The organism is Corynebacterium auris (assembly GCF_030408575.1).
Taxonomy (GTDB): domain Bacteria; phylum Actinomycetota; class Actinomycetes; order Mycobacteriales; family Mycobacteriaceae; genus Corynebacterium; species Corynebacterium auris.
The window spans coordinates 195,403-218,769 of record NZ_CP047047.1 but is presented as its reverse complement, the minus strand read 5'-3'; the positions used below and the strand labels follow the sequence as shown (position 1 = coordinate 218,769).

At 69.3% G+C, this 23,367-nt stretch carries 22 protein-coding genes and 1 pseudogene; 7 read left to right on the top strand and 16 right to left on the bottom strand.

Features of this window, described 5'->3' with window-relative positions; all coding sequences use genetic code 11:
- Positions 1–17: 17 nt before the first annotated feature.
- Positions 18–1,217, bottom strand: coding sequence for a DNA polymerase III subunit delta' (locus CAURIS_RS01060; protein WP_290342395.1), 1,200 nt, complete (start codon positions 1,215–1,217; stop codon positions 18–20).
- A gap of 57 nt (positions 1,218–1,274) precedes the next feature.
- Between CAURIS_RS01060 and CAURIS_RS01055 the strand changes: the two genes are divergently transcribed.
- Entirely contained in the window at positions 1,275–2,801 is a 1,527-nt protein-coding gene (locus CAURIS_RS01055) for an adenylate/guanylate cyclase domain-containing protein (protein ID WP_290342394.1), read from the top strand.
- A gap of 64 nt (positions 2,802–2,865) precedes the next feature.
- Here CAURIS_RS01055 and CAURIS_RS01050 read toward each other — a convergent pair.
- The 3 genes and pseudogenes from CAURIS_RS01050 to topA form a co-directional block, all read right to left on the bottom strand.
- Positions 2,866–4,299 (bottom strand): annotated as a pseudogene (locus CAURIS_RS01050) (ATP-binding protein).
- Positions 4,300–4,386: 87 nt separating this feature from the next.
- Positions 4,387–5,001 (bottom strand): hypothetical protein, encoded by a 615-nt coding sequence (locus CAURIS_RS01045; RefSeq protein ID WP_290342393.1) that lies wholly within the window; start codon positions 4,999–5,001, stop codon positions 4,387–4,389.
- On the bottom strand, positions 4,998–7,895 hold the full coding sequence (gene topA / locus CAURIS_RS01040) for a type I DNA topoisomerase (RefSeq protein ID WP_290342392.1): 2,898 nt from the start codon (positions 7,893–7,895) through the stop codon (positions 4,998–5,000). Before topA ends, CAURIS_RS01045 begins: the two co-directional genes overlap by 4 nt.
- 238 nt (positions 7,896–8,133) lie before the next feature.
- Between topA and CAURIS_RS01035 the strand changes: the two genes are divergently transcribed.
- Positions 8,134–8,760 carry a DedA family protein gene (locus CAURIS_RS01035; protein WP_290342390.1) on the top strand — a complete coding sequence of 209 codons (627 nt, stop codon included), beginning with the start codon at positions 8,134–8,136 and terminating at the stop codon, positions 8,758–8,760.
- Between the two features lie 58 nt (positions 8,761–8,818).
- Here CAURIS_RS01035 and cspE read toward each other — a convergent pair whose 3' ends face one another.
- Positions 8,819–9,022, bottom strand: coding sequence for a transcription antiterminator/RNA stability regulator CspE (cspE, locus tag CAURIS_RS01030; RefSeq protein ID WP_290342389.1), 204 nt, complete (start codon positions 9,020–9,022; stop codon positions 8,819–8,821).
- A 212-nt stretch (positions 9,023–9,234) separates the two neighbouring features.
- Between cspE and CAURIS_RS01025 the strand changes: the two genes are divergently transcribed.
- On the top strand, positions 9,235–11,625 hold the full coding sequence (locus CAURIS_RS01025) for a DEAD/DEAH box helicase (protein ID WP_290342388.1): 2,391 nt from the start codon (positions 9,235–9,237) through the stop codon (positions 11,623–11,625).
- On the opposite strand, the gene CAURIS_RS01020 is transcribed toward CAURIS_RS01025, so the two are convergent.
- The 7 genes from CAURIS_RS01020 to ssd are packed head-to-tail and all read right to left on the bottom strand — an operon-like array spanning position 11,579 to position 15,945.
- Positions 11,579–11,902 (bottom strand): Rv3654c family TadE-like protein, encoded by a 324-nt coding sequence (locus CAURIS_RS01020; RefSeq protein ID WP_290342387.1) that lies wholly within the window; start codon positions 11,900–11,902, stop codon positions 11,579–11,581. The two genes, CAURIS_RS01025 and CAURIS_RS01020, sit on opposite strands and share 47 nt — an antisense overlap.
- Positions 11,902–12,195 (bottom strand): hypothetical protein, encoded by a 294-nt coding sequence (locus CAURIS_RS01015; RefSeq protein WP_290342386.1) that lies wholly within the window; start codon positions 12,193–12,195, stop codon positions 11,902–11,904. Before CAURIS_RS01015 ends, CAURIS_RS01020 begins: the two co-directional genes overlap by 1 nt.
- Positions 12,195–12,428, bottom strand: coding sequence for a DUF4244 domain-containing protein (locus CAURIS_RS01010; protein ID WP_290342385.1), 234 nt, complete (start codon positions 12,426–12,428; stop codon positions 12,195–12,197). The genes CAURIS_RS01015 and CAURIS_RS01010 overlap by 1 nt, the downstream gene beginning before the upstream one ends.
- A 31-nt stretch (positions 12,429–12,459) precedes the next feature.
- Entirely contained in the window at positions 12,460–13,032 is a 573-nt protein-coding gene (locus CAURIS_RS01005) for a type II secretion system F family protein (protein WP_290342384.1), read from the bottom strand.
- Positions 13,029–13,817, bottom strand: a complete 789-nt coding sequence (locus CAURIS_RS01000) for a type II secretion system F family protein (RefSeq protein WP_290342383.1) — start codon at positions 13,815–13,817, stop codon at positions 13,029–13,031. The genes CAURIS_RS01005 and CAURIS_RS01000 overlap by 4 nt, the downstream gene beginning before the upstream one ends.
- Positions 13,799–14,908 (bottom strand): TadA family conjugal transfer-associated ATPase, encoded by a 1,110-nt coding sequence (locus tag CAURIS_RS00995; RefSeq protein WP_290342382.1) that lies wholly within the window; start codon positions 14,906–14,908, stop codon positions 13,799–13,801. The genes CAURIS_RS01000 and CAURIS_RS00995 overlap by 19 nt, the downstream gene beginning before the upstream one ends.
- Positions 14,905–15,945, bottom strand: a complete 1,041-nt coding sequence (gene ssd / locus CAURIS_RS00990; protein WP_290342381.1) for a septum site-determining protein Ssd — start codon at positions 15,943–15,945, stop codon at positions 14,905–14,907. The genes CAURIS_RS00995 and ssd overlap by 4 nt, the downstream gene beginning before the upstream one ends.
- Positions 15,946–16,338: 393 nt before the next feature.
- On the opposite strand from ssd, the gene CAURIS_RS00985 reads away from it, so the two are divergent.
- From CAURIS_RS00985 to CAURIS_RS00975, 3 genes are all read left to right on the top strand, one after another.
- Positions 16,339–17,199 carry an HAD family hydrolase gene (locus CAURIS_RS00985; protein WP_290342380.1) on the top strand — a complete coding sequence of 287 codons (861 nt, stop codon included), beginning with the start codon at positions 16,339–16,341 and terminating at the stop codon, positions 17,197–17,199.
- Positions 17,200–17,360: 161 nt separating this feature from the next.
- A complete protein-coding gene (locus tag CAURIS_RS00980) occupies positions 17,361–17,957 on the top strand; it encodes a phage holin family protein (RefSeq protein ID WP_290342379.1) in 597 nt (198 codons plus the stop codon).
- 102 nt (positions 17,958–18,059) lie between these two features.
- Positions 18,060–18,962 (top strand): alpha/beta fold hydrolase, encoded by a 903-nt coding sequence (locus CAURIS_RS00975; RefSeq protein ID WP_290342378.1) that lies wholly within the window; start codon positions 18,060–18,062, stop codon positions 18,960–18,962.
- Here CAURIS_RS00975 and CAURIS_RS00970 read toward each other — a convergent pair.
- The 4 genes from CAURIS_RS00970 to nth are packed head-to-tail and all read right to left on the bottom strand — an operon-like array spanning position 18,959 to position 22,341.
- Positions 18,959–20,149 (bottom strand): MarP family serine protease, encoded by a 1,191-nt coding sequence (locus CAURIS_RS00970; protein ID WP_290342377.1) that lies wholly within the window; start codon positions 20,147–20,149, stop codon positions 18,959–18,961. The genes CAURIS_RS00975 and CAURIS_RS00970 overlap by 4 nt on opposite strands.
- 56 nt (positions 20,150–20,205) lie before the next feature.
- The gene (locus CAURIS_RS00965) at positions 20,206–20,919 is read right to left on the bottom strand and encodes an NUDIX hydrolase (RefSeq protein ID WP_290342376.1); all 714 of its coding nucleotides are present in this window, start codon (positions 20,917–20,919) and stop codon (positions 20,206–20,208) included.
- Between the two features lie 2 nt (positions 20,920–20,921).
- Positions 20,922–21,509, bottom strand: coding sequence for a TlpA family protein disulfide reductase (locus CAURIS_RS00960; RefSeq protein WP_290342375.1), 588 nt, complete (start codon positions 21,507–21,509; stop codon positions 20,922–20,924).
- A gap of 1 nt (position 21,510) precedes the next feature.
- A complete protein-coding gene (gene nth / locus CAURIS_RS00955) occupies positions 21,511–22,341 on the bottom strand; it encodes an endonuclease III (RefSeq protein ID WP_290342374.1) in 831 nt (276 codons plus the stop codon).
- Between the two features lie 297 nt (positions 22,342–22,638).
- On the opposite strand from nth, the gene glxR reads away from it, so the two are divergent.
- Complete coding sequence (gene glxR / locus CAURIS_RS00950) at positions 22,639–23,322, top strand: CRP-like cAMP-activated global transcriptional regulator GlxR (RefSeq protein WP_290342373.1); 684 nt, start codon at positions 22,639–22,641, stop codon at positions 23,320–23,322.
- The last annotated feature ends 45 nt before the right edge of the window (positions 23,323–23,367 follow it).

The following is a 23,367-nucleotide window of genomic DNA, read 5'->3' as shown; positions in this document are numbered from 1 at the left end:
AGTGTGAAACCCGCAGGTTACTTGACGTTACAGGCCTGGCGGATGCGCCCGAGCATCCCGTTGAACGCGATAGTCGGCTGCACGTTCTGGTCCAGGCTTTCGCGGCACTTCGCAATCGCGTCCTGGCACGCGACCAGGCCCGCGAGATCCACCCGGGCGGCGATCTCGGCGCTCAACCCCTCGAAATCCGGGTGGGTCAGCCCGACGTCGGCGCCGCTTTTGAGCACCATCGCGTCGCGGTACACCCCCGCCAGGTCCACGAGTGTGAGGTCGAGGACGTCGCGGCCGCGGCGCGTCGAGCGCTTCTTTTGCCGCTCCTCGAGCTCGCGTAGTGCCGCCTCGCTGCCCCGCAGCGCCTTCGCCGCCCCCTTCCCCCTGGCGCCGACACCGACGGCCTGCGCCAGCTCCACGCGCTCCTTCTCGTCCTCCTCGGCGTAGGCGGAGACGGCTTCCTTCTTCGCCGTAGCGACGAGCGCCCCGACGGCCTGGAAGGCTTGGTCGCCGTGGAACACCAGCTCGGCGAGGTTGATCGCCTGCGCGCGGCGCGCCTGCACGTCCTTGTTCCTCACCAGCAGGCGGGCGCGGCCGATGTGGCGCAGTGAGGCGGCGGCGGCGAGGTGGGCGTCGTGAAGCGATGCCCCCTCTTCCTCGGTGAGGATGCGCACAATCTCGTCTTCGGAGGGGGCCGGGATGTAGACGTGGCGGCAGCGCGAACGCAGCGTCTCGGAGAAGTCCTCGGGGTCGGTCGAGGGGGCGGAGAGGATGATGACGGTCTTCGCGGGCGGCTCCTCGACGGTTTTGAGAAAGGCGTCGGCGGCTTCCTCGGTGAAACGATCGGCGTCGTCGATGATGATGACGCGCCAGTTCGCCACCGTGGGCAGGCGGGCGGCCTGGTGGACGATGTCGCGCATCGCGTTGGCGCGGATCACCAGCTCCTTGGGCACGACGTGGACGATGTCGGTGTGCGAGTCCGCGAGGGCGTCGCGGCAGCCCTTGCAGCGCCCGCAGCCGATCTCCTCCGGGTTGGTGCACACGAGCGCGGCGGCGAAGGCCAGGGCTGTCGTCGAGCGGCCCGAGCCGGGCGGGCCCGTCAGGAGCCAGGAATGCGTCATCGCCCGCGGGTCTCCGATGCCCCGGGCGGCGGCCGCGGCCGCCATGATGGTCTCGCGCACCCGCGGGGTGTCGGCGAGCCTGTCGCTCACGCTCCTCAACGTCACATCAGACACACTACTTGTTCCCCCGACACGCGGACCATCCCATTAAGGTAGGTGGGCATGGACAGACTGTGGCGCGGCCTGAAGTGGCTCTGGGGCACCTCGTGGCCCCTCTACGCCGCCACCGTTCTGGGCACCAACGTGCTCGGGGCGCTGGCGATCATGCTGTTCATCCGCTTCTTAATCCCCTTGCCCGAGGTGGAGTCTCTCTCCATCGCCAGCAACGGGGTGGGCTTTGTCGGCCTGACCTACCTCGTCGTGGCCGTCATCCTCGGCGCCGCTGTGACCTTTTTGCTGTTCCGCCCGGTGTTGGACTGGCAGCGCAACCCCGACGACCACGACCCGAACATGGTGCGCAACCTCGTGATGCGCATCCCCGGGCTGCAAACGTGGGTGGTTGTCGCGGTGTGGCTCATCGGCATCGCTATCGCGGGCGTTATCGCCTCGGGCATCAGCGCGCGCCTCACCGTCGTCGTCGTCGTGTCCACCCTCATGGCCTGCGTCATCGTGGCCATCCTGACCTACATGCAGGCCGCGCGCCTCGTGCGGCCCATCGCCGCCAGCGCCTTGGCGCGCCGCTTCGAGGACTCCACCCTGGAGCCCCCCATCGCCGCGCGGCTCTACTTCACGTGGTTTACCACCACGGGTATCCCGGTGCTCGGCATTCTGCTGCTGATCTGGGCGCAGCGCAACAACTACTTCACCAACACACCCGGCGAGCTCATCCCCGCCGTCACGGCGCTGGCGGTCACCGCTCTCGTCACCGGCATCCTGGGCACGGCCTTTTCCATCATGAGCGTCGTCGACCCGATCAAGGAGCTGCAGGAGGCGATCAACCGGGTCCGCCGCGGCCAGTCCGACACCCAGGTGGACATCTACGACGGCTCCGAGATCGGCGTACTCCAGGCCGGCTTCAACGAGATGATGCGCGGGCTCAACGAGCGCCAGCGCGTGCGCGACATCTTCGGCCGCTACGTCGGCATCGAGGTCGCCCAGAAGGCGCTGGAGGAAAAACCGGAGCTCGGTGGCGAGGACCGTAAGGTCGCCGTCGTGTTCATCGACGTCATCGGCTCCACCACGTTCGCCGTCGACCACACCCCGGAGGAGGTCGTCGCCGCGCTCAACGACTTCTTCGAGGTCGTCGTCGAGGTGGTCCACCGCAACAAGGGAGTGATCAACAAGTTCGAGGGCGACGCCGCGCTCGCAGTCTTCGGCGCGCCCATCGCGCTTCACGACGCCACGTCCCACGCCCTCCAGGCCGCCCGCGAGCTGCGCCAGGAGATCCTCGGCCTGCAGCTGCAGGCCGGCATCGGCGTCGCCTCCGGCCACGTCGTAGCCGGCCACATTGGCGGCTCCGACCGCTTCGAGTACACCGTCATCGGCGACGCCGTCAACGCCGCCGCCCGCCTCACCGAGCTGGCCAAGGACACGCCGGGCCAGGTGCTCACGAACGCGACCACGCTGCGCGCCGCCAACGAGGTGGAGCAGCAGCGCTGGACCCTGATGAAGTCCATCGAGCTGCGCGGGCGCAACCAAATGACGCAGCTGGCGCGCCCCGTGCGGGCGACGCTGGCGGACAGGTCGTAGCTTCCTACCTAACTTCCCACCCAACATAACAATTGGGAAGTTAAGTAGGAAGCTGGGTAGGAAGCTATTCGCGCAGGCGGTAGCGCTGCTTCGGGCTCCTCGCCGGCTCCGTACGCTCAACGGTCCCGTCCCGCATGAGCTCATTCAGAGCCTTTTGCACGGAAGAGCGGCTCAGGGTAGTGGCAGCCACAAGCTCGGAGGTCGACGCCGACGCCATCCCCTCCAAGTGCCCCCGCACGCGGTCACGCGCGGTCCCGTACTGCTCTCGTGGTGCCACGCGTCGGCGAGAAAACCGCACCGTGAAGCTGTTCAGAGTGTTGAGGTATTCCGGTGGGGGCATGAGCGCCTTGGCCAGGGCGTTCTTCATGGTGTCAATGCCCGTCCCGCGGTTCTCAGCAACGGCACCCCCGCCGGGGAACCTAACGTCCTCCAGCAACGACGCTATCCGCTGGTTTCGCGTAGAGCTCACGCCTGGCTTACCGAGGTTGTGGAGGGTGACGCCCCCGTATAAGCCTCCCGGGCTTGAAATCTCCAACCTGTCCACGAACATGCTGATCTGCACCGGGCTGCCCTGCGAATGCGGCGAATAGTCTCTGTGCATGAGCGCGTTAACCAGCGCTTCGCGCACCGCTACCTCGGGATAGTCGGGAACGTCGCGCCGAAACGCTCCCTCGATCATCGCCCCTGTCCTCATATTGCGCTTGACCGCTCTGAGCGCTTGGGCCACGATGTCGGGAATGCTGCCCGTGATCGTCTCGGAATCCACGAGCCGCTCCCCCTCCGTCACCTCGCCCTTTCGGGTTCCGGGAAAAACAGCAAACGTCACCACAAGCCGCGGGTAGAATTCCTGGGGATATTCGCCCATCACCAGCAACGACGCCAGCGTCGGGGATCCCTCACGGATCAGCCCTAAGCGCCGAAGTGCCGTGTCGCGCCCCTGCGCGAACGTCTTCGGGCGCCGTTCCTCGTGCACCCGCAAGAAGCCCTCGAGCATCTGCGGGTCCAGGTGGCCTTCCTGAGCCCCGGCGACCGGCTCTTCGTCCCACTTTGGCTGCTTCTTCTCCTCTAAAAGCCTGTCTACCTCGTACCTCGACAGCCGAACGTCGCCGTCACCGGTTCGGATGTAGCTCCCGTTGTACAGGCCCTGCTCCGTGACCTAGCAGGGTTTATCACCACTCACGCTCTCCCCGATGGTGGCCGCCAGCAGAATCGTTCCCTCGAACGGGACGAGTTCGATCCGCGGGCGAGCTGGCGGTGTCACCTGTTCACACCGCTGCTCGAGCTGGTCCTGCGCTTTCCGAGCATCGAAGTCGCGCACCGGCGTAAAGCCCTGTTCCTCGCTCACACCCGCGATAATGAGCCCGCCGTTACCGTTGGAAAAAGCGCTCAAGGTTTCCCGGATGCTCTTCCCGATACCGCTTTTGACTTCGACCGATTGATGGTCGGTACCGATCACCCTCAGCTTCTCGATGATCTCCTCGAGCTGGACCGCTTCCATGTGCATGCTCCCCGCAAACGTAACTTCCCACCCAACATAACAATTGGGAAGTTAAGTAGGAAGCTGGGTAGGAAGTTCAGTGAGAAGCTAGCCCCGCAGGCCGTCGGCGAGGAGCAGCTGCCCGACGAGGCCCGTCGCGGCGCACAGCGCAGCCAGGAGGCGGGCCCGCGGACGGCGGGGAGCCGCGTTGGCGGCGAGGCGCAGCCCCTCCGCCGCGAAGCCGAGGTTGGCGCCGTGGCTGATGCCCTCGGAAGCAGGCGCGCCGTTGCGCAGGGCGGGATCGTTAGCCAGCGCCGTGGTCACAGTAGAGGCGGCACCGCCGACCAGGGCGGCCGGGGAGAGGCCTGTGCCGCGGGCGGAGTAAGCGCCGACGGCGGTGGCCGCCGCGCAGGCGAGCGCCACCGGGACGTCGGGGCGCACCCCGAGGCGCAGCAGCCGCGCCGCGTACACCACCTGGCCGAGCGCGAAAGCGCCCACGCCGAGCAGCGAGGGCGTGCGCGGCACGCGCTGCTGCTCGATCGACGCCACCGCCGCCGCGGGGTTCCACGGGGCAGCGAGCGCCCTGGCGGCGGGTTCCGCAAAGCGCACACCAGCCACAGCTGCGGCCGTGCACGCGACCCAGGCGGCGCGATCCGGGCGGGTGCGCGCCGCGGCTAAGGAGTGCGCCAGCGCCTCCGCACCGCGCAGCGTCCGCAGGATCACTTCTTCCTCGCGCGGACGACGCGCTTCGTCGTCTTCGCAGGGCGCTTCGTCGCCTTCTTCGTTGTCTTCTTCGTGGCCTTCTTCGTGGCGGCCTTCTTGGTCGCTTTCTTCTTCGCGGGCGCGGCGCCCTCCTCCGCCTCGCGGGCGCGGCGGGCCGAGAGCAGCTCGTTGGCGCGCTGATCCGTCATCGTCTCCGGGGTATCCCCGCGCTGCAGAGAGGCGTTGGTCGAGCCGTCGGTGACGTACGGGCCGAAGCGGCCGTCCTTCACGCTCATCGGCTTGCCGGAGACGTCGTTGTCGCCCAGCATCTTCAGCGGCGGCTTCGCCGCGGCACGGCCGCGCCGCTTCGGCTCGGCGTAGATGCGCCGCGCCTCCTCGAGGGTGATGTCGAAGATCTGCTCTTCGCTGCTCAGCGAGCGCGAGTCGTTGCCCTTCTTCAGGTACGGCCCGTAGCGGCCGTTCTGGGCGGTAATGAGCTCGCCGTCCGACTGGTCCACGCCCACCTCGCGCGGCAGTGAGAGCAGCTTCAGGGCCTCCTCGAGGGTCACCGTCGACGGCTCCATGGTGGAAAACAGGGAGGCTGTCGCCGGTTTCAGCTGCTCGTCCACCAGCGCGGCGATCCGCTTTTCCTTCTGCGCCGCCGCGGTCTTGGTTTCCCAGTTCTTCGCCCGCTTGCCCTCCGCGGCGCGCTGCTCGTCCTCGGCGGCGCGCTCGGCGGCGACGACGGTCTCGGCGTGCGCCTCGGCGCGCTCGCGCTCGTCGTCGCGCACGAGCTCGGTGACGTACGGGCCGAAGCGGCCCTCCTTGGCCACCACCATGCGGCCGTTCTCCGGGTTCTCGCCTAGCTCTCGACCGGAGCGCGGGGTGGCGAAGAGCTTTTCCGCTAGCTCCAGGGTGATCTCGTCCGGGGTGGCCGACTCGGGCACGTTGGCGCGCTGGTAGTCCGGGTCGCCGTTGGCGTCCGTGCCCACCTGACGTTCGATGTAGGGCCCGTAGCGCCCCACGCGGACGATGACGGGGCGGCCCTCGTCGTCGTCGAAAAGCGCGAGCGAATTCGCCGCTCGGGCGTCGATGCTTTCGAGGTTGTCCTCAATCATGTGCTTGAGCCCGCCGCGGCGTGCCACGGCCTCGGCCATGCTGTCCTCGGCGTCAGCGTCGCCGAAGTAGAAGCCGGTGAGCCACTCGGTGCGGTTCTCGTTGCCGTGGGCAATCTCGTCGAGCTCGTCCTCCATCGAGGAGGTGAAATCGTAATCGACGAGCGCGTCGAAGTTGTTCTCCAGAAGCCCCACCACCGAAAAGGCCACCCACGTGGGCACGAGCGCGCTCCCGCGCACGGCGACGTAACCGCGGTCCTGGATCGTCTTGATAATCGAGGCGTAGGTCGACGGGCGCCCAATGCCCAAGTCTTCCATCTTCTTCACCAGGCTCGCCTCGGTGTAGCGGGCCGGGGGGTTCGTGGAGTGGCCGTCGACGCTGATCGCCTGCGTCTCCAGCGCGTCGCCCTCGCGCAGCCGCGGCAGGTGCGCCTCCTGATCGGTGGCGTCCGAGTACGCGCGCAGCCAGCCCGGGAACGTGATCGTGCGCCCCGTCGCGGCAAACTCGACCGCCTCGCCGGAGCTGGCGGTCCCCGCGACGGTGACCTTCATGGACGTCCCGCGCGCGTCGTTCATCTGCGAGGCCACGGTGCGCTGCCAGATCAGCTCATAGAGCTTGAACTCCTCCGCGTCGAGGGAGCTAGCCAGCTGGCCCGGGGTGGCAAAGCGTTCGCCCGCCGGACGGATCGCCTCGTGCGCCTCCTGCGAGTTCTTCACCTTCCGGTCGTACCGGCGCGGCGCGTCGCTGACGTACTCCGAACCGTAGAGCTCGGTCGCCGCGGAACGCGCCGCGTCGAGCCCCTGCTGCGACAGCGACGTCGAGTCCGTACGCATATAGGTGATATGGCCGTTTTCGTACAGGCGCTGCGCGATGCGCATCGTGCGCGCCGAGGTGAAGTGCAGCTTGCGCCCTGCCTCCTGCTGCAGCGTAGAGGTCATAAACGGCGCGTAGGGGCGGCGGGTGTAGGGCTTCTCCTCCACCTTGTCCACCTGCATCGCCGCGCCTTCGAGACCTTCGGCGAGGGCGCGCGCCGCCGGTTCATCCACGACGTAGACGCCCTGCGACGTCACGTGGCCGCGGTCGTCGAAGTCGCGGCCCTGCGCCACGCGCTTGCCGTCGACGCCGACAAGCTTCGCGTCGAAGGGATCGCCACCGGGCGAAAGCGTCGCCGTCAGGTCCCAGTACTCGGCGGAGACGAAGGCCATGCGTTCGCGCTCGCGCTCGACGATGACGCGGGTGGCCACCGACTGCACGCGGCCGGCGGACAGGCGCGGCATGACCTTCTTCCACAGCACGGGCGAGACCTCGTAGCCGTAGAGGCGGTCGAGAATGCGGCGCGTCTCCTGCGCCTCGACAAGGTCCATGTCCAGCTCGCGGGTGTTTTCGGCGGCCTCGCGGATGGCGGACTCGGTAATCTCGTTAAACACCATCCGCTCCACCGGCACGGTGGGCTTGAGTGTCTCCAGCAGGTGCCAGGCAATCGCCTCGCCCTCGCGGTCCGGGTCGGTGGCCAGAAGCAAGCGGTCGGCCCTCTTGAGCTTGTCCTTGAGGTCGGAGACCTTCTTCTTTTTGTCAGGGCTGACCACGTAAATCGGCGCGAAGCCCTCCTCGGGGTTGACGCCCAGCTTGGCCCACGGCTCCTTCTTATACTTCGCCGGGATGTCCGCGGCGCGGCCCGGAAGATCTCGAATATGCCCGACCGACGCCTCAACGATGTAGTCGTCGCCCAGGTACTTCTGGATCTTTTTCGCCTTCGTCGCCGACTCCACGATGACGAGGGTTGTGCCGTTGTCTGCCACGCTGGGTGACACCTCTTCTTTCTTCTCGATCTGCGCCTTATATTAAGGGCGCTTGCTCGCACCCACCATAAAGGTGGCCCCGCAGGGCTATGCCACCGCACTCCGCGCACATGTCCGAAACTCCCCTTTTTCTATCAGAGAAGTATCACGCAGACGGTGACTCAAGGAAATAAAATCCCCGGGCGAGCCCCCGGTAGAATCAGGACGGCGTGGCACGGCCAGGAAGGAGCACTCCCCTGTGATCGATTCTTTGATCGGTTTCCTTGAAAACCTCATGCAGATGCCGATCTTCTATCCGCTGGTCAGCCTGTTGATCATCGCGGACGCGCTCGCGCCCGTAGTGCCCTCGGAAACCGTGCTCAACCTCGCGGGAGCGTTCTCCGTCTCCCGCGGCGTCCCCCACCCGGGCTGGGTGATCTTCGCCGCCATCGCCGGCGCCGTCATCGGCGACAACATCTGCTTCCGCCTGGGCAAACGCCTGATCACGGTGGTTGACCGCCTCGACCCCAACTCCAAAGCCGGCCAGTCGATCGCGTGGGTCAAACGCAACATGAACCGCGGCGCGGGCGCGACGATCATCGTCGCCCGTTTCCTGCCCTGGGCGCGGTGGGTGGCCACCATCGTGCTCAGCTCGGTCGGCTACAGCTGGGTGGCGTTTATCATCTACGACACCATCGGCGTCGTCATCTGGGCGTTCCTCAGCGTCGGCGTCGGTTACCTCGGCGGCTCCCTCTTCGCCGACTACCCACTGTTGGCCATGATCGTGGGCGTTGCCCTCGGCTCGCTCGTCGGGCTGCTCATCCAGAAGCTGCAGGGCTGGCTCTTCGACTGGAACGACGTGCGCCGCGGCGTGTCCGCCGCCTAGAACCGCGAAAACCCCTCCGGTAGAGGGGTTGCACTGCGCCGGACGGCCTTTAGAGCTTTTACAGCGCCCGCACGTCCTGGGCCTGCGGGCCCTTGGCCCCCTCACCGATCTCGAACTCGACCTGCTGGTTCTCCTCCAGGGTGCGGAAACCCGACCCCTGGATTTCGGAGTAGTGGACGAAGACGTCCGCGGAGCCGTCGTCAGGCGCGATGAAGCCGAAGCCCTTTTCCGCGTTGAACCACTTGACTGTTCCCGTAGCCATGGTGCGTACCTTTCAAAAAATTGCTGGCAACGAATGGTCTCTCGTTCACCAGGCCTGAAAGGACCTGGCGCCCGCGCAACAAAAACTCACGAGCACCTTGCTGAGGCGCACAAAGATTCTGTGACCGTGCTCATTGTGCCACGAAATTATTGCCGGGGAGGGCCAGGATGGCATACTTTACGGATCCGCTGTTCCAACCGGGGGTAAAACGCATGTCCAACCAGGACCAGAGTTTCGGCACGGAAATCGTCGATACGCTGCGCCGACGCCTCCCCTCCTCCCGCATCACCCACGTGGAACACACCGTGGCGACCCCCGCCCGCTGGGCCGAGTGGCCCTCGTGGGTTGACGAGAGGCTCAAACGCACGCTTATCGACGCCTCCATCACCCGCCCCTACATCCACCAGGCGCGCACCGCACAACTCGCCTGGGAGGGCCGCGACGTCGTGGTGGCCACCGGTACCTCCTCCGGCAAGTCCCTGGGCTACCAGCTGCCCGTTTTGACCACCCTCGCGCACGAGCCGACCGCCTGCGCGCTCTACCTCACCCCCACCAAGGCGCTCGGCTCGGACCAGCTGCACGCCGTCAGCGCCCTTGCCCCGGCGGGCACCAACCCCGCCCCCTACGACGGCGACACCCCCGCCGAGGCACGGCCCGCGATCCGCGACGGCAGCCGCTTCGTCTTCACCAACCCCGACATGCTCCACTCCGGCATCCTGCCCAACCACGCGCGGTGGGCGCGGCTGCTGCGCCACCTGCGCTACGTCGTCGTCGACGAATGCCACGTCTACCGGGGCGTGTTCGGCGCGAACGTGGCCCTGACCGTGCGCCGCCTGCTGCGCCTGGCCGCAGCTTACGGCTCCACGCCCACCCTGATCTTCGCCTCGGCCACCGCCGCCGACCCCGCGGGCCAGGCATCCCGCCTGGCCGGGCGCCCCGTCGTCGCCGTCACCGAGGACGGGGCGCCGACCGGCGCGCGCACCCTCGCCCTGTGGGAGCCGGGCTTCATCGAGGGAGCAGAGGGAGAAAACGGCGCACCGGTGCGCCGCGCCGCCACCACCGAGGCCGCCTCCCTCCTGTCCGCCCTCGTGCAATCCGGGGCCAGAACCTTGGCCTTCGTGCGCTCCAGGCGCGCCGCTGAGCTCGTGGCCATGCGCGCGCAGGAAGACCTCGTCGCCGCGGGCCGCGCGGACTTCGCCCAGCGCGTCGCCTCGTACCGCGCCGGTTACCTCGCCGAGGACCGGCGCCGCCTCGAGCGCGCCCTCGACGAGGGCGACCTGGTGGGCCTGGCCACCACCAATGCGCTTGAGCTGGGCATCGACGTCGGCGGGTTGGACGCCGTGGTGATGGCGGGCTTCCCCGGCACCGTGGCTTCCTTCCGCCAGCAGGCGGGCCGCGCCGGCCGGCGCGGCCAGGCGTCTGTCGCGGTCATGGTCGCCCGCGACGAGCCCATGGACACCTACCTGGTCAACCACCCCGCCGCGCTCGTGGGCAAGCCGGTGGAAAACAGCGTGTTCAACCCCTCCAATCCGTTCATCCTGCGCGGCCACATCTACTGCGCAGCCGTGGAGCGCCCGCTGACCGCCGCGGACGTGGCCGCCTTCGGCGCCGAGGCCGTCGTCGCCGAGCTCGCCCAGGGCGGCTACCTGCGCGCCCGCGGCAGCAGGTGGTTCGCGGTGCCGCAGCTGGACGGCGAGCTGACACCAGAAAGCGCTCACGCCTCAGTGTCCCTGCGGGGCGGCTCGGGCTCCGAGGTGATGATCGTCGACGTCACCGACGGGCGCCTGCTCGGCACCGTCGACGCGGCCCGGGCGATGAGCCAAGTCCACGACGGCGCCGTCTACATCCACCAGGGCGAACACTTCGTCATCGAATCCCTCGAGCTCGATGACTACGTCGCCCTCGCCCGGCCCGAGTTGCCGGACTACTCCACCCAGGCCCGCTCCACCACCTCGATCACCGTCCTCGGGGAGGCGTCTGCGCGGGTCAACCCGGCGCCGGGGCTATGGGTGGCCAACCTCGACGTGGAGGTGGTTGACCGAGTAACGGGCTACGTCGTCCGGCTGGCCGACGGCTCCGTCTCCGAGCACATCCCCCTCGACCTGCCCGAGCAGCGCCTAGTCACCCGCGCCGTGGCCTACACCGTCGACCCGCTCGCGCTCGACGCGATGGGCATTTCCGCCGCCGAGATCCCCGGCGCGCTGCACGCCGCGGAGCACGCCGCGATCGGCCTGCTGCCGCTTCTGGCCACCTGTGACCGGTGGGACATCGGCGGCGTGTCCACGGCGCTGCACCAGGACACCCTGCTGCCCACCGTGTTCGTCTACGACGGCCACCCCGGCGGCGCCGGCTTCGCCGACGAAGGCTACAGGCGCTTCGCCGAGTGGATCGCCGCAACCTACGAGGCCGTGCGCTCCTGTGCCTGCGAAGCGGGGTGCCCCTCCTGCGTCCAGTCACCCAAGTGCGGCAACGGCAACCAGCCGCTCGACAAGGCCGCCGCGCTGAAGCTTCTGGGCGGGCTGTGCGCCATGACCGCCTCCGAAGCCGGCCCGGGCGTCACAGGGGGCCCGCGCGCGCCTGGGCGCGCGAGCGACCAACGCTGACCTCCACGAGCACGTCGGGCTCGCGCAGCTCGCAACTGTCGACGCGGGCGCCGTTAAGCTCGGCCGTCATCGCCGCCGCCCCGCAGGCGTCGGCGCCCTCGTAGAACGCGGTGGCCCCCGCCACGGCGGCAAGGTCCGCGGCGTTGCGCGCACGGTGGGAAGAGGCCACCTGCGCCCCGGCGCCGACCACGACGAGCATGAGACTGACGACGGCGGCGATGATGCCCACCGACATGACCGTGGCGTAGCCCTCGTCATTCGCGTGCGCGCGCCGCATCAGCGGTACTCCACCGGGTAACGCGCCGTCGACGAGATCTCGAACAGCGCCGCGGGAACGGTGGCGGTGACGCTGACGACTCCTGCGTCCTCGGAGACGCTGACGGCACCGCGCGGGGGCTCGTAGTCCACCCCAATCGCGTGGGCGCGCGCCGCAGCCCCGGCGACGTCCACGGCACCGATGTATGCGGCCAGCGTCGCAATCCCGCCGATGATCGCCGCGGCAACCGTGACAAGGACCGACAGGGACAGCGCCGCCTCGACGGTGACGGAACCGTGGTCGTCGCGAAGCATTAGCCCGGCGTGTTGCTCAAGGCGTCGGTGATGACGCCTTCGATGGCGCTGACGACCCCGTTGCCGTTGACCACCATGTACAGCACCCCGGCGAGGGCGGCGGCGGCCAGTGAACCAAATGCATATTCGATGGTGCTCATCCCGCGGTCGTTGGTGACAGTGGCCAGTCGAACGGTCACGTGCGCCGAAAGATGAGAAAACAGTGAGGTGATTGGTGAGGTGAAACGGGACATGAGAATCCTCCCTAGGAGTCGGACGATGAGGTTAGGTGAGCTTCCCGGCCAGGCCGATCACAACGGGCGCGAGCCCCAGAACGAAGAAGGCCGGGAGGAAGAAGGCGGTCAGTGGAATGGCGATGAGGACACCCGCGCGCTCCGCTCTCGCGGTGGCGAGGTCCCCTGCGTCGGCGCGGAGGCGGGCCGCGATGCGCTCGCAGCCAGCCGCCACGGCCGTGCCGGAGGTGTTCGACATGGCGACGAGGTTGAGCAGCTCTTCCCCGCCGGGCAGCGCGCGCATCTCGGCCCAGGCCCGCTCCGCCTCGGCACCCAGGGCGCTCAAGGCGGCGACGGTCCGCCACGCTTCCGCAGCCCCCGCGGGACGCTGGGCGGCGGCCTCCGCGACGGCGCCGGCGGCCGCCGACGGCGGCAACCCGGCTCGCAGGCACGCGGCGAAAAGGTCGAGGTCGGCGGCCATGCCGTGGTGAGTTACCAGCACCGGCGGGCTCGCCCGGCCTGGGCCGTCGCGCGGGCGCGCCGAGGGAACCACGCGAGCGCCGGGGCGGGGTGGGGCGAGCGCCAGGGCTCCCGCCGCTAAGAATGCTGCCACCACAAGGCTCATGCTGCCGCCCCCTCGATGATCCGAGCGCAGGTGACGTATCCCGCGCACACCAGCGCGGTCCCGGCGACGAGCAGCGCGCCGCCCACCCCGCCGCTCAGCAGAAACCCGAGGGGGTTGGCCCCCATCGCAGTCCCCATCACCAGCCCCGCCGCCGGCAGGGCGGACAGCACCACCGCGGTGGTCTTCGGCCCCGCCAAAGCCGCCTCCGTCGCGGCGCGGTGGCGCTGTTCCTGGTCAATGCGCTCGCGCGCCCCGGTGAGCAGCTCCCCCACCGGCAGCCCCCGGGTGGCCGAGAGCTCCCACAGGGCGCCAACCTCCCGCAGCTCCGGAGTCTGCGCAGCACCCAGCGCCTTTTCCGGCGCCACCCCCGAGCGCGCCGCAGCCGCGGTGCGACGCACGTCGCGGCCCACCGCTTCGGGTGTGGAGGCCGGCATGCGCTTAGCCGCCCGCGCCACGGCATCGGGCAGCGTCGCCCCCGCCTTGACGTTGGTGACAAGGTGGCCGAGGAACACCGCGACCGCCTCCGCCCGCGCCCTACGCTCCGCGCCACGACGGCGGCGCGCGAGAGCCCCCGCCGCGGTAGCCGCGACAATGGCGGCGGAGACCACCACGCTGATCCGGTCGACCGCCACCACCCCGAGCAGGGCTGCCGCACCGAAGACCGGGGCCCACGCTGCGGCAGGGGTGCGCGCGGCGGCTGAGTCCACCCGCCGCGCCGGGCGCGGCGGGGCGCTGGCAGCGACCGCGCAGGCGAGCACGAGCCACATCACGACGCGTCCTCCCACACAACCCGCACCGTGACCGGGTTGCCGTCCAGCACCCCGATCTGGTGCACCCGGCGGCTGCCGTCCGGGCGGCGACGTACCACGACGAGGTAGTCCACCGCCGCGGCCAGCTGCGAATGCAGCCCGGCGCGGTCGAGCCCGCCCAGTGCCGCCAGCGCCTCCAGGCGGGCGGGCACCTCCGCCACGGAGTTCGCATGGAGGGTCCCGGCGCCGCCGTCGTGGCCGGTGTTGAGCGCGGCGAGCAAGTCGACCACCTCCGCTCCGCGGATCTCCCCCACCACGATCCGGTCCGGGCGCATCCGCAGCGCCTGGCGCACCAGGTCTGCAATGGTGATCCGCCCGACGCCCTCGGCGTTGTCGCCGCGGGTAGTCAGGTTCACCACGTGCGGGTGGTCCGGTGTCAGCTCCACCGTGTCCTCGATGGCCAGGATGCGCTCCGCGTGGTCCACCTCCGCCAGCAGCGCCGACAGAAGCGTCGTCTTGCCCGCGCCCGTGCCGCCGACGACCAGAAAGGACTTGCGCTCCCGGACCATGCGGCGCAGGCGGGCGGCGCAGTCCGGGTCCATCGAGCCGGAGGCCTCGAGCTGCGCGAGCGTAGCCGTGTTGCCCCGCAACACGCGCAAGGAGATGCAGGTGCCCACCTGCGCTGTGGGCGCCAGCACGGCATGAAAGCGCAGCAGCGCTCCGTCGGGCCTGATGAGGTGGCCGTCGCAGAAGGGGTGGGCGTCGTCAAGCCGGCGGCCACAGCCCGCGGCGAGACGCACGGCGAGGCGGCGCACGTCGGCGTCGGAGGGGAAGCGGAAATCCTCCCGCTCGAGCCCGCTGCCCCGGTCGACATAGACCGCGTCGGGGCCGTTAACGCACACGTCCGTGACGTCCGCCCCGTTGAGCAGCGCCTCGAGGGGGCCGGCTCCGGCGGTGTCGTCGCGCAGGGTGCGCATGACTTCTAACACGTCGACGTCGCTGATCACCACCGCTTCCTCGCGCACGATCGCCGCAAGGCGCGCCGGGTCGGGTATACCGGGCTCGTCCGCCAAGCGGCGCTGCACCCGCTCGATGACGTCGGGGCTGACCACCCCCGCCCCGCTCACAGCCCGGCCTCCGCGAGAACGGCCCCGGCGGCTTTGGCCAGGGCGCGGGGCAGGCGCTGCGGCAGGCCCTCCACCTCGACGGCGCGCGACAGCCGCGGTACCTGCCCGACCTCCGCGATCACCTCCGCGCGAGCTATCCTTCCGATCTCGGCGTTGTCCAGCGAAGACCACGCCCGGTGGCGCACTACGACGGCGGCCGGGGTACTCGCCGCGGCGCATTCGGCAACGATCCGCGCCGCCGCAGCGGCCCCGCGCACCTCCGCCGGTACGAGCACGACGGCGAGGTCGCAGCGGGCGGGCACGAGGTGCGCGGGCGCATCCACGACAGTCAGCCCGGCGCCGGAGGTCGCGGCCACCAGCCTTTCGATGTCCCGCTTATCCGCCCCGGTGGGGTCGTTGATGGCGGTGCGGGCGTGGGTGAGCACCGCGATCCCATCCCGGGTGGACGGCAGGGCGCGACGCACATCCGAGCGGTTGACGCTGCCGTCGCCGAGCACGATCTCGCCCCACCGCGCGCCGATTTCCTCCTCGATCCCGAGCAGGAGGTCAAGTCCGCCGGAGTAACGGTGGGCGTCGATAAGCATGGGTTCCAGCCCGCGTGGAGCAGCCCGGCAGATAGCCGCCGCGAGGGTGGACGTGCCCACCCCGCCCGCGGCGCCGAGAACCGCAATCACCGCTTCCCCGCCGCGCGCGGTGGCAGCACACGTCTGCAGCGCCCCGACCGCGCGGAGCAGTGCTCCGGCCTGGTCGGGCACGACGAACACCCCCTCCGCGCCCGGGTGCTGCTGCGGGGCGCGAGCGACGTCAGCGGCGAGGAGGAACACGCCGGGCCGCGCGGGCAGGGAGGACAGGGTATCCGCGTGGGCAGCGTCGAGGAAGACGGCGTGCGCCCGCGCGAAATGGCGGCGCAGGGCGTCGGGCCCGTCCACGTCAATGACGGGACGGCCGGTAGCTGCCGCGACGTGGAGCGCCTCCGGGTGGGCCAAGGGGTCGGCGACGGCGATGAGGAGCGGCTCTGCGGCCGTGGTGTGGGACATGCCCCAACAATCCAGCAGGCGCGCCGCCCGGGCAACGCACTCAGGCCGCGGCTGTGGATAACACCGATTTTTGTAGACGCGTCACGCCAAATCTGTGCATAACCCGGCCTTCGGAGCAAAAATAAGGGACGGCCCGCGCCTCGGGGGGGTGTGCGCGGGCCGTCAGTAACCCGGCCTCGGGGGGGGGTGGGCCGGGGCCGGCCACACTGTATATCGGGGCCGTGCGCCTCTTAGTATTGCACACAGGCAGGCGAAAAGGCAAGATGCGCGATGACCAGTGCGAACAATCTTTCTATCCGTTTCCTACCTCAAAGCGCGGGCGAAATCACATCCGCCCCACCAGCACCAAACTGGGCCTTTCGTTTACGCCCGACGAGGTCTAAGCTACGGGTCATGACACCACGCGAGGCAGCCGAGCCCGGGAACCCGGTCGGGTCTGCCCTAGCGCTGCGCCCGACGGCGGCGTTTTTCGACCTCGACAAGACCATCATCGCCACCTCCTCCGCTTACGCCTTCGGCCGCGAGTTCGTGAACAACGGCCTGATTAGCAGGCAGGAGGCGCTCGAGCTGTCGCTGTCCAAGGCCTCGTACATGCTCGCCGGGCACAGCAGCGAGCAGATGGACTCGGCCCGCGATTCCCTCACCCAGATGGTGACCGGCTGGTCGGTCGACGAGATCCGCCGCATCACCACGGAGACCATGCACAACGTTGTCACCCCCGCCATCTACGCGGAGGCGCGCGACCTCATCGAACAGCACCGCAGCGCGGGCCGCGACGTAATCATCATCTCGGCCTCCGCCTCCTTCCTCGTCGAACCGATCGCCCACGAGCTCGGGATCGACCAGGTGGTTGCCACCGAGATGGAGGTCGTGGACGGCAGGCTCACCGGCGCGATCACCCGCTACCTCAAGGGCGGCGCCAAAGCCGAGGCAATCTCGGAATACGCCGCGACCCGTGGGTACGACCTGGCGCGCAGCTACGCCTACTCCGACTCGGCCACCGACATCCCTATGCTGGCAAAGGTCGGCCACCCAGTCGCCGTCAATCCCGACCGGGCCCTGCGCAAGCACGCGCTCGCGCACGACTGGCAGGTGCTCACCTTCAAAAACCCCGTCCCCCTCATCCAGCTGCCCAACGCCCGCGAGGTGGGAATCGGCGCTGGCGTCGTGGCAGGAGTGACAGCCCTGTCACTTGCCGCGTACTGGCTGACGCAGCGGATCCTCAGGGAGCAGAAAGGCCGCCGCAGCGCGTAACATAACAGCGCGTAACATAACTAGGCGTGCACGCGTCGTGCTTTTCTCTAGGATTGAGCGTGTCACGCGCCCACTCCGCGCACGGTGTTACAGTTGAGGCTGTTCACAGGAGAGGGTGTCGTATGCCACAGCCGTGCACCCGAGAAAGGTACTTGGAGAAGATGAGCAACAAAGGTCTTTACACTGACGGATCCACCGCGGTCACAGGGAAGGTGGAGTCGATCCCACTGCGCGACACGGGAGTTACCCACCCCGGGCAGGATTCGCTGGGCACCCTCGTTTCCACCGCCGCCGAGCAGGTCTCCACGCTGGTGCGCAGCGAGATTGAGCTGGCGAAGACCGAGGTGATCGGCGAGGTGAAGAAGGGCGCCGTCGGCGGCGGCCTGTTCGCCGGCGCTGGCGTCGTCGCCCTGTACTCCAGCTTCTTTTTCTTCTTCTTCCTGGCCGCGCTGCTGGCGCTGTGGCTGCCGTGGTGGGCGGCCTTCCTCATTGTCTTCCTGGTGATGATCGCGGTCGCCGGCATCCTGACCTTCGTCGGCTTCAAGAAGTTCAAGGCCATCCGCACCCCCGAAAAAACCATCTCCTCGGTCAACGAGCTGAAGAACCTGGTTCCGGGGAAGGCCCAGCAGAGCCTCGAGGAAAAGGACGACAATAGCGCCCTGTACACCGACGCGGCGGGCCGCCCCGCGGCGTCCGAGGAAGCCGCCGAGGCGCGCCTGCGCGGCGGCCGCGGCTCCACCTCCGTCGACGTCGACTAGCACCTGCTTCCTTTCCGCTGCCCGCGCTTCCTCCCGGCGCGGGCCTTTTGCTCGGTTGAACTGCGACAACACCGCAACAACCCGGAACCGAAAGGAGTTCCCATGGCGGGCAGGGAGTGCTCACCAAAAGTTGTGGAGCTCGACGGGCCCTTCTCCCACGAGCTCTTGCACACCCGCGGGCTGCGGCTCCACGCCACGACGGCGGGTGACCCCGCCGACCCGCTCGTGCTTTTCCTCCACGGGGCCTTCGGCGGGTGGTTCGATTACGCCGAGGCCATCGCGCCGCTGGCGCAGCGGGGCTTCCACGTCGCGGCCCTCGACATGCGCGGCTATGGCATGTCGGACAAACCCAGCCAGCGCGGCGGCAATGACATGCTGCTCGCCCTCGGCGACGTCAAAGGCGCCATCACCGCGCTCGGCCACCGCACCTGCGTACTCGTCGGCGCCGACGCCGGCGGCTCCGTCGCCTGGGCCTTCGCCGCGGCCTACCCGGACCTTCTCACCGGCCTCGTCTCCATCTCCGCGGCGCACCCGGCCGACATGCGTGCCGCCATGCGGGCGAAACCCTGGGACTTCCTTCCCCTGATCACACGCGTCGTTCTGCGGCACCCCCCGCGTTCGGGCACCGTGCGCGCCCGCGTGTACCGCCGCGCGCTCCAGTTCGACACCTCCCCGGCTTTCCACCGCACACCTGCTTTCCGCGAGACGCTTCAGCTGCGGCTGCGCTCCGCCGAGATCCCCCATTGCCTGCCCTACGCCCGCGCGTACTCGCGCCTGCTCGTGCACCGCGCGCCCGCCGGGGAGGTCACGGCCCCGACGCTGCTGCTGCACCCGCCGCTCGGCCTGTGGGGCCCGCTGCTCACGCGCCAGCGCCGTCGCCTGCGCGGCCCGGTCACCGTCTCCGCCATCGAGGGCACGAAGAACCTCCCGCACATCGAGGCCCCTGCCGCCTTCGCCGAGGCAGTCGCACGCTTTGCGACGCCCCTTCGGCCCGCCGCCTCCTAGCGGGTGACGCACTCCCCGGTATCCACGACGCTGTCCAGCTCGCGCACGTCGCCGACTTTGTCCAGTACCTGGCGCGCTGTTAAGGCGTAGCCCGTCTGCGAGGAGTCGGCGGAGGCGCCGAAGACAACCCCCACGACCTCTCCCCCGGTGGTGAGGACGGGCCCGCCCGAGTTGCCCTGCCGGATGTTGCCGCGCAGAGTGTAGGCCTCCCGCTCGACGCGGCCCGTGGCGTAGATGTCCGGGCCGGCGATGGTGAGCGTCCCGCGGATGCGCGCGGGCGCAGCCTCGAAGGGACCGGAGCGGGGAAAACCCATGACGACGGCGTCGTCGCCGGTCGACAGGGCCTCCGCCGCGATGGGAAGCTCCCTCAGCCCAAGGCCCGGCGAATGTAGCACGGCGATGTCCGCGCCCGGGTCGTAGAAGACGACGTCCGCTTCCTTCACCCCGAGCACGGTATCGAGCTGCACGCCGGTGGTGCCGGCGACGACGTGGGCGTTGGTGATCACGTAGTCGGCGGCGGCGACGAAACCGGAGCCCATCAGGTGGCGCCCGCAGGTTTCGGCATCGCCGATGACATGGATGACGCTGGGGCGCGCGCGCTCCACCACGGCGGGGTCGACGGCAGCGGGGTCCGGGGCGGGGACGGGGGCGCCCGTGGTGGCGAAGGGGGAGACGAGGGGCGACAGGCCGGAGTCGTCGAGAAGCGCGGCGAAGCGCGCGGGCAGGTTCTCGGCCCCCGGCGGCACGAGCCTGTCGATGACCGCGAGCGCGCGCGATTCCCGCACCCCCGCGCCGAGCGGGCCCGGCAGGACGGTGGCGAGGGGGACGGAGACGAACCAGAGCACCAGGCTGAGCGCCAGGGCCTGGAACAGGGCGCCCACCACCGAGTCGAGGGTCTGCGTGGACTTGAAGCGGGCCCGGTCGCGCACGTGGGAGCCCGCGACCCCGCCGACCGCGCTGCCCAGCCCGGCGAAGAAGACGATGACGGCGATGAGGAGGACAACGCGGAGGAACCTGGCCTCGGCCAGCTCGACGACGAAGGGCGCCAGCGCCAGACCAATGATGAGGCCTGCGACGATGCCCAGCACGGACAGGACCGCCGCGACGGCGCCGCGGCGCCAGCCGCTGACGAAGGCGGCGAGGATGATCAGGACGATGACCACGTCAACGACGATCTGGGCAGTCACGCGTCAACAGCTCCTTCGCGGGTTACACGGACCTATCACCTTACTCCCCCGGCCCGCTAGCGCAGGCGTTCTTCGTTGCGCGAGCCGCGCAGCGCTGTCTCAAGCGGCAGCACGCGCTCGCGCTCCCACGGCTGCTCCCATCCGGCGGCGGAAAAGAGGACGTCGAGAAGCACCCCCGTAAAACCCCAGACCACGTAGCCGTTGATGGAAAATGCCGGGCCGTCCCACCCCATGAGGCGGACCTGGAAGCGGTTGGCGGGGTCGAGGAGCTCATCCACCGGGGCGAAGAAGACGTCGTCGGTCTCCGCCGGGCTCGCGGCGTAGGGCTGGCCCGGGTCGGCGGAGTAGGCGAGGATGGGGCGCACCGATTTGTTGCTTCCTGCCGTGGTCACCGAGGTCAGGGTGGCGAGCGGTGCGACGCGCCAGCGCTCGAGCCCGGTCTCCTCGTGCGCCTCGCGCAGGGCCGCGTCGACGGGGCCGTCGTCGCCGGGGTCGATGCGCCCGCCGGGGAAGGCCATCTGTCCTGAGTGGCTGCGCATCGTGGGCGTGCGGTGCGTGATGAGCACGCCCGCGTCAGCGGGCCGTGCCGCGGCTTCTTCTGCGCCCGCAAAGAGCATGAGCACCGCGGCGTCGTCGGGCCGGCCCGAGCCCGGGGACCGCCCGGCGAGGCGCTTACTGACCAGCTCCGAAGCAGACCCGTCATGCAGGCGCTCCACCAGGGACGCAAGCCAGCCCGGCGCGGCGGAGGGGGTGAGGTGGACGTCGCGCATCGCTACACCACCCCCGCCACGGCGGCCTCGAGCTCGTCGACGTCCTCGAAGGGGTAGGGGAACGCCGCCAGCTGCTCGTCGCCGCGCAGCACCACCGTGATCGGCACAACCCGGGGCAGGCCAAACTCGCCCCCAAAGAGGTTCTCGCTGTCCTGGTAACTGGGCAGCTCGACACCCAGGTCGTTGAGCAAGGCCGCGCCGTTGCCCGCCGCGGGGTCGGCGTGCACGCCCACCACCGTGTACTGGGCGTTGCGCTGCGCGAACTCCTCGATCACGGGCAACTCTGCCCGGCACGGTTCGCACCACCACGCCCACAGGTTCACCACGGTAACGCCCCCGACCTGCGCCTGATCGTCGCCGCGCTCGCCGCCGAGGCATTCCAGCTCCACTCCCCCGGCTCCTCCCGCCGGGCAGTCCGGACGCGGGGGCACGGCCTCGCGTGACGACGCCTCATCCGGCGCCTCCCCCGCCGTCGGCAGCGCCTGGGACTCCTGCCCCGCCGGCTCGGGGCGCAGCGCTATGAGCCCCACCGCCAGCAGGGCGGTCACGGCCAGGATGGCGGCGACGCTGATGAGGATGCTTTTGCGCACGCTAGCTGTCCTCCCCACGTCCGACGGAGTCGAGCCCCACCATCTCGAGGATGTGCTCCCGTTCGTTCCCCGTCACGAGCTCCGCCGCGGCCTCCGGCTCGGTCGGCCCCTCGCCGAAACTCGGGCAGTCGAAGGCGATCGGGCAGGCCCCGCACGCCGGCCGGCGGGCGTGGCAGACGCGACGGCCGTGGAAGATGATCCGGTGGGAAAACATCGTCCACTCCTTCTTTTCCACCATCGCACCGATGGCGTGCTCGATCTTCACCGGGTCCGAGCCCTCTGCCTCACCGGTGAGCTTGAGCCGGCGGACCAGCCGTTGGAAGTGAGTGTCCACCGTTAAGCCCGGCAGCCCGAAGGCATTGCCGCGCACGACGTGCGCGGTTTTGCGGCCCACCCCGGGCAGCGTGACCAGGTCCTCGAGCGCAGTGGGCACCTCCCCGCCGTAGTCGCTGACCAGCGCCTGGCCCAGCCCGATGAGGTTGGCAGCCTTCGCGCGGAAAAAGCCGGTGGGGCGGATGATCTCCTCAATCTCGGCCTGGTTGGCCGAGGCGTACGCCTGGGGCGTCGAAAAGCGAGCGAAAAGCTCGGGCGTGACCTGGTTGACGCGCACGTCCGTGGTCTGCGCCGAAAGCACCGTGGCCACGAGGAGCTCGAGCGGGTTGCTGAAATCGAGCTCAGCGTGCGCGTCGGGGAAGGTCGCCGCGAGTGTGCGGTTGATGCGCCGGGCGCGACGGGTGCGCCCGAGATCCGTCTCCCGGCCCTTCGCCGCCGGGTGGGAGCCCGGGCGGCGGCTCTTACGGGGGGTCAGGCCGGTTGGGCTCGCGTCACTCATAGTGGCCACTATAGTGAGCCGCCAGGTAGCATCGCACCCATGACCGTTCTGCTTGTCGCGCTGGTTCCGCTGGTCTTCGGGCTTTTCGCCGCCTTCATGGAGAAGCTGGAGTCAGTCGCGCTCGGGGAGTGAGCGCGCGCCACCACCCCCAAGTGCGCCACATAACCGTGATGATGTGACGGATATCCCAGAATATTGGTAGGGTGTTCGGTTGTAAACGTGGCCTTGACCAGCCCCTCAACCAGCCGGGGCGCACCCGCTCGCCACTCGAACGACACCCCCACAGTAGGAGGATCCATGGAAGGCGTACAAGAGACGCTTGCCCGCGCCGGAATATTCCAGGGCGTGGAACCTGCAGCTGTCTCCGCCCTCATCGGGGAGATGGAAACCGTCAACTTCGCCCGGGGCACAACCATCTTTGACGAGGGCGAGCCGGGAGACCGCCTCTACATCCTCATTGACGGCAAGGTGAAGCTCGCCCGTCACGCCCCTGACGGGCGCGAGAACCTCCTGTCCGTGATGGGCCCTTCCGACATGTTCGGCGAGCTCTCCATCTTCGACCCCGGCCCCCGCACCTCCTCCGCTGTCTGCGTCACCGAGGTCACGGCGGCGACGATGAACTCCGACATGCTCAAGCAGTGGATCGAGAACCACCCGGAGATCTCGCAGCAGCTCCTGCGCGTCCTGGCCCGCCGCCTGCGCCGCACCAATGCCTCGCTCGCGGACCTCATCTTCACCGATGTCCCCGGCCGCGTGGCCAAGACCCTTCTGCAGCTGGCCAACCGCTTCGGCACCCAGGAGGGGGGCGCACTGCGCGTCAACCACGACCTCACCCAGGAGGAGATCGCCCAGCTTGTCGGCGCCTCGCGCGAGACGGTGAACAAGGCCCTGGCCACCTTCGCCCACCGCGGCTGGATCCGCCTGGAGGGCAAGTCCGTGCTCATCGTCGACACCGAGCACCTCGCGCGCCGCGCCCGCTAAGGCCCACACAAAGACGAACTCCCCCGCTTTGCGGGGGAGTTTCGC

What these genes read in the sequence shown, in the direction of transcription:
- CAURIS_RS00985 (WP_290342380.1), top strand. Translation starts at nt 16,339, where the DNA reads ATGACACCACGCGAGGCAGCCGAGCCCGGGAACCCGGTCGGGTCTGCC.
- CAURIS_RS01010 (WP_290342385.1), bottom strand. Translation starts at nt 12,428, where the DNA reads ATGTCCCGTTTCACCTCACCAATCACCTCACTGTTTTCTCATCTTTCG.
- ssd (WP_290342381.1), bottom strand. Translation starts at nt 15,945, where the DNA reads ATGTCCCACACCACGGCCGCAGAGCCGCTCCTCATCGCCGTCGCCGAC.
- CAURIS_RS00980 (WP_290342379.1), top strand. Translation starts at nt 17,361, where the DNA reads ATGAGCAACAAAGGTCTTTACACTGACGGATCCACCGCGGTCACAGGG.
- CAURIS_RS01020 (WP_290342387.1), bottom strand. Translation starts at nt 11,902, where the DNA reads ATGCGGCGCGCGCACGCGAATGACGAGGGCTACGCCACGGTCATGTCG.
- CAURIS_RS01025 (WP_290342388.1), top strand. Translation starts at nt 9,235, where the DNA reads ATGTCCAACCAGGACCAGAGTTTCGGCACGGAAATCGTCGATACGCTG.
- CAURIS_RS00965 (WP_290342376.1), bottom strand. Translation starts at nt 20,919, where the DNA reads ATGCGCGACGTCCACCTCACCCCCTCCGCCGCGCCGGGCTGGCTTGCG.
- CAURIS_RS01015 (WP_290342386.1), bottom strand. Translation starts at nt 12,195, where the DNA reads ATGCTTCGCGACGACCACGGTTCCGTCACCGTCGAGGCGGCGCTGTCC.
- CAURIS_RS01055 (WP_290342394.1), top strand. Translation starts at nt 1,275, where the DNA reads ATGGACAGACTGTGGCGCGGCCTGAAGTGGCTCTGGGGCACCTCGTGG.
- cspE (WP_290342389.1), bottom strand. Translation starts at nt 9,022, where the DNA reads ATGGCTACGGGAACAGTCAAGTGGTTCAACGCGGAAAAGGGCTTCGGC.
- nth (WP_290342374.1), bottom strand. Translation starts at nt 22,341, where the DNA reads ATGAGTGACGCGAGCCCAACCGGCCTGACCCCCCGTAAGAGCCGCCGC.
- CAURIS_RS00975 (WP_290342378.1), top strand. Translation starts at nt 18,060, where the DNA reads ATGGCGGGCAGGGAGTGCTCACCAAAAGTTGTGGAGCTCGACGGGCCC.
- CAURIS_RS01005 (WP_290342384.1), bottom strand. Translation starts at nt 13,032, where the DNA reads ATGAGCCTTGTGGTGGCAGCATTCTTAGCGGCGGGAGCCCTGGCGCTC.
- glxR (WP_290342373.1), top strand. Translation starts at nt 22,639, where the DNA reads ATGGAAGGCGTACAAGAGACGCTTGCCCGCGCCGGAATATTCCAGGGC.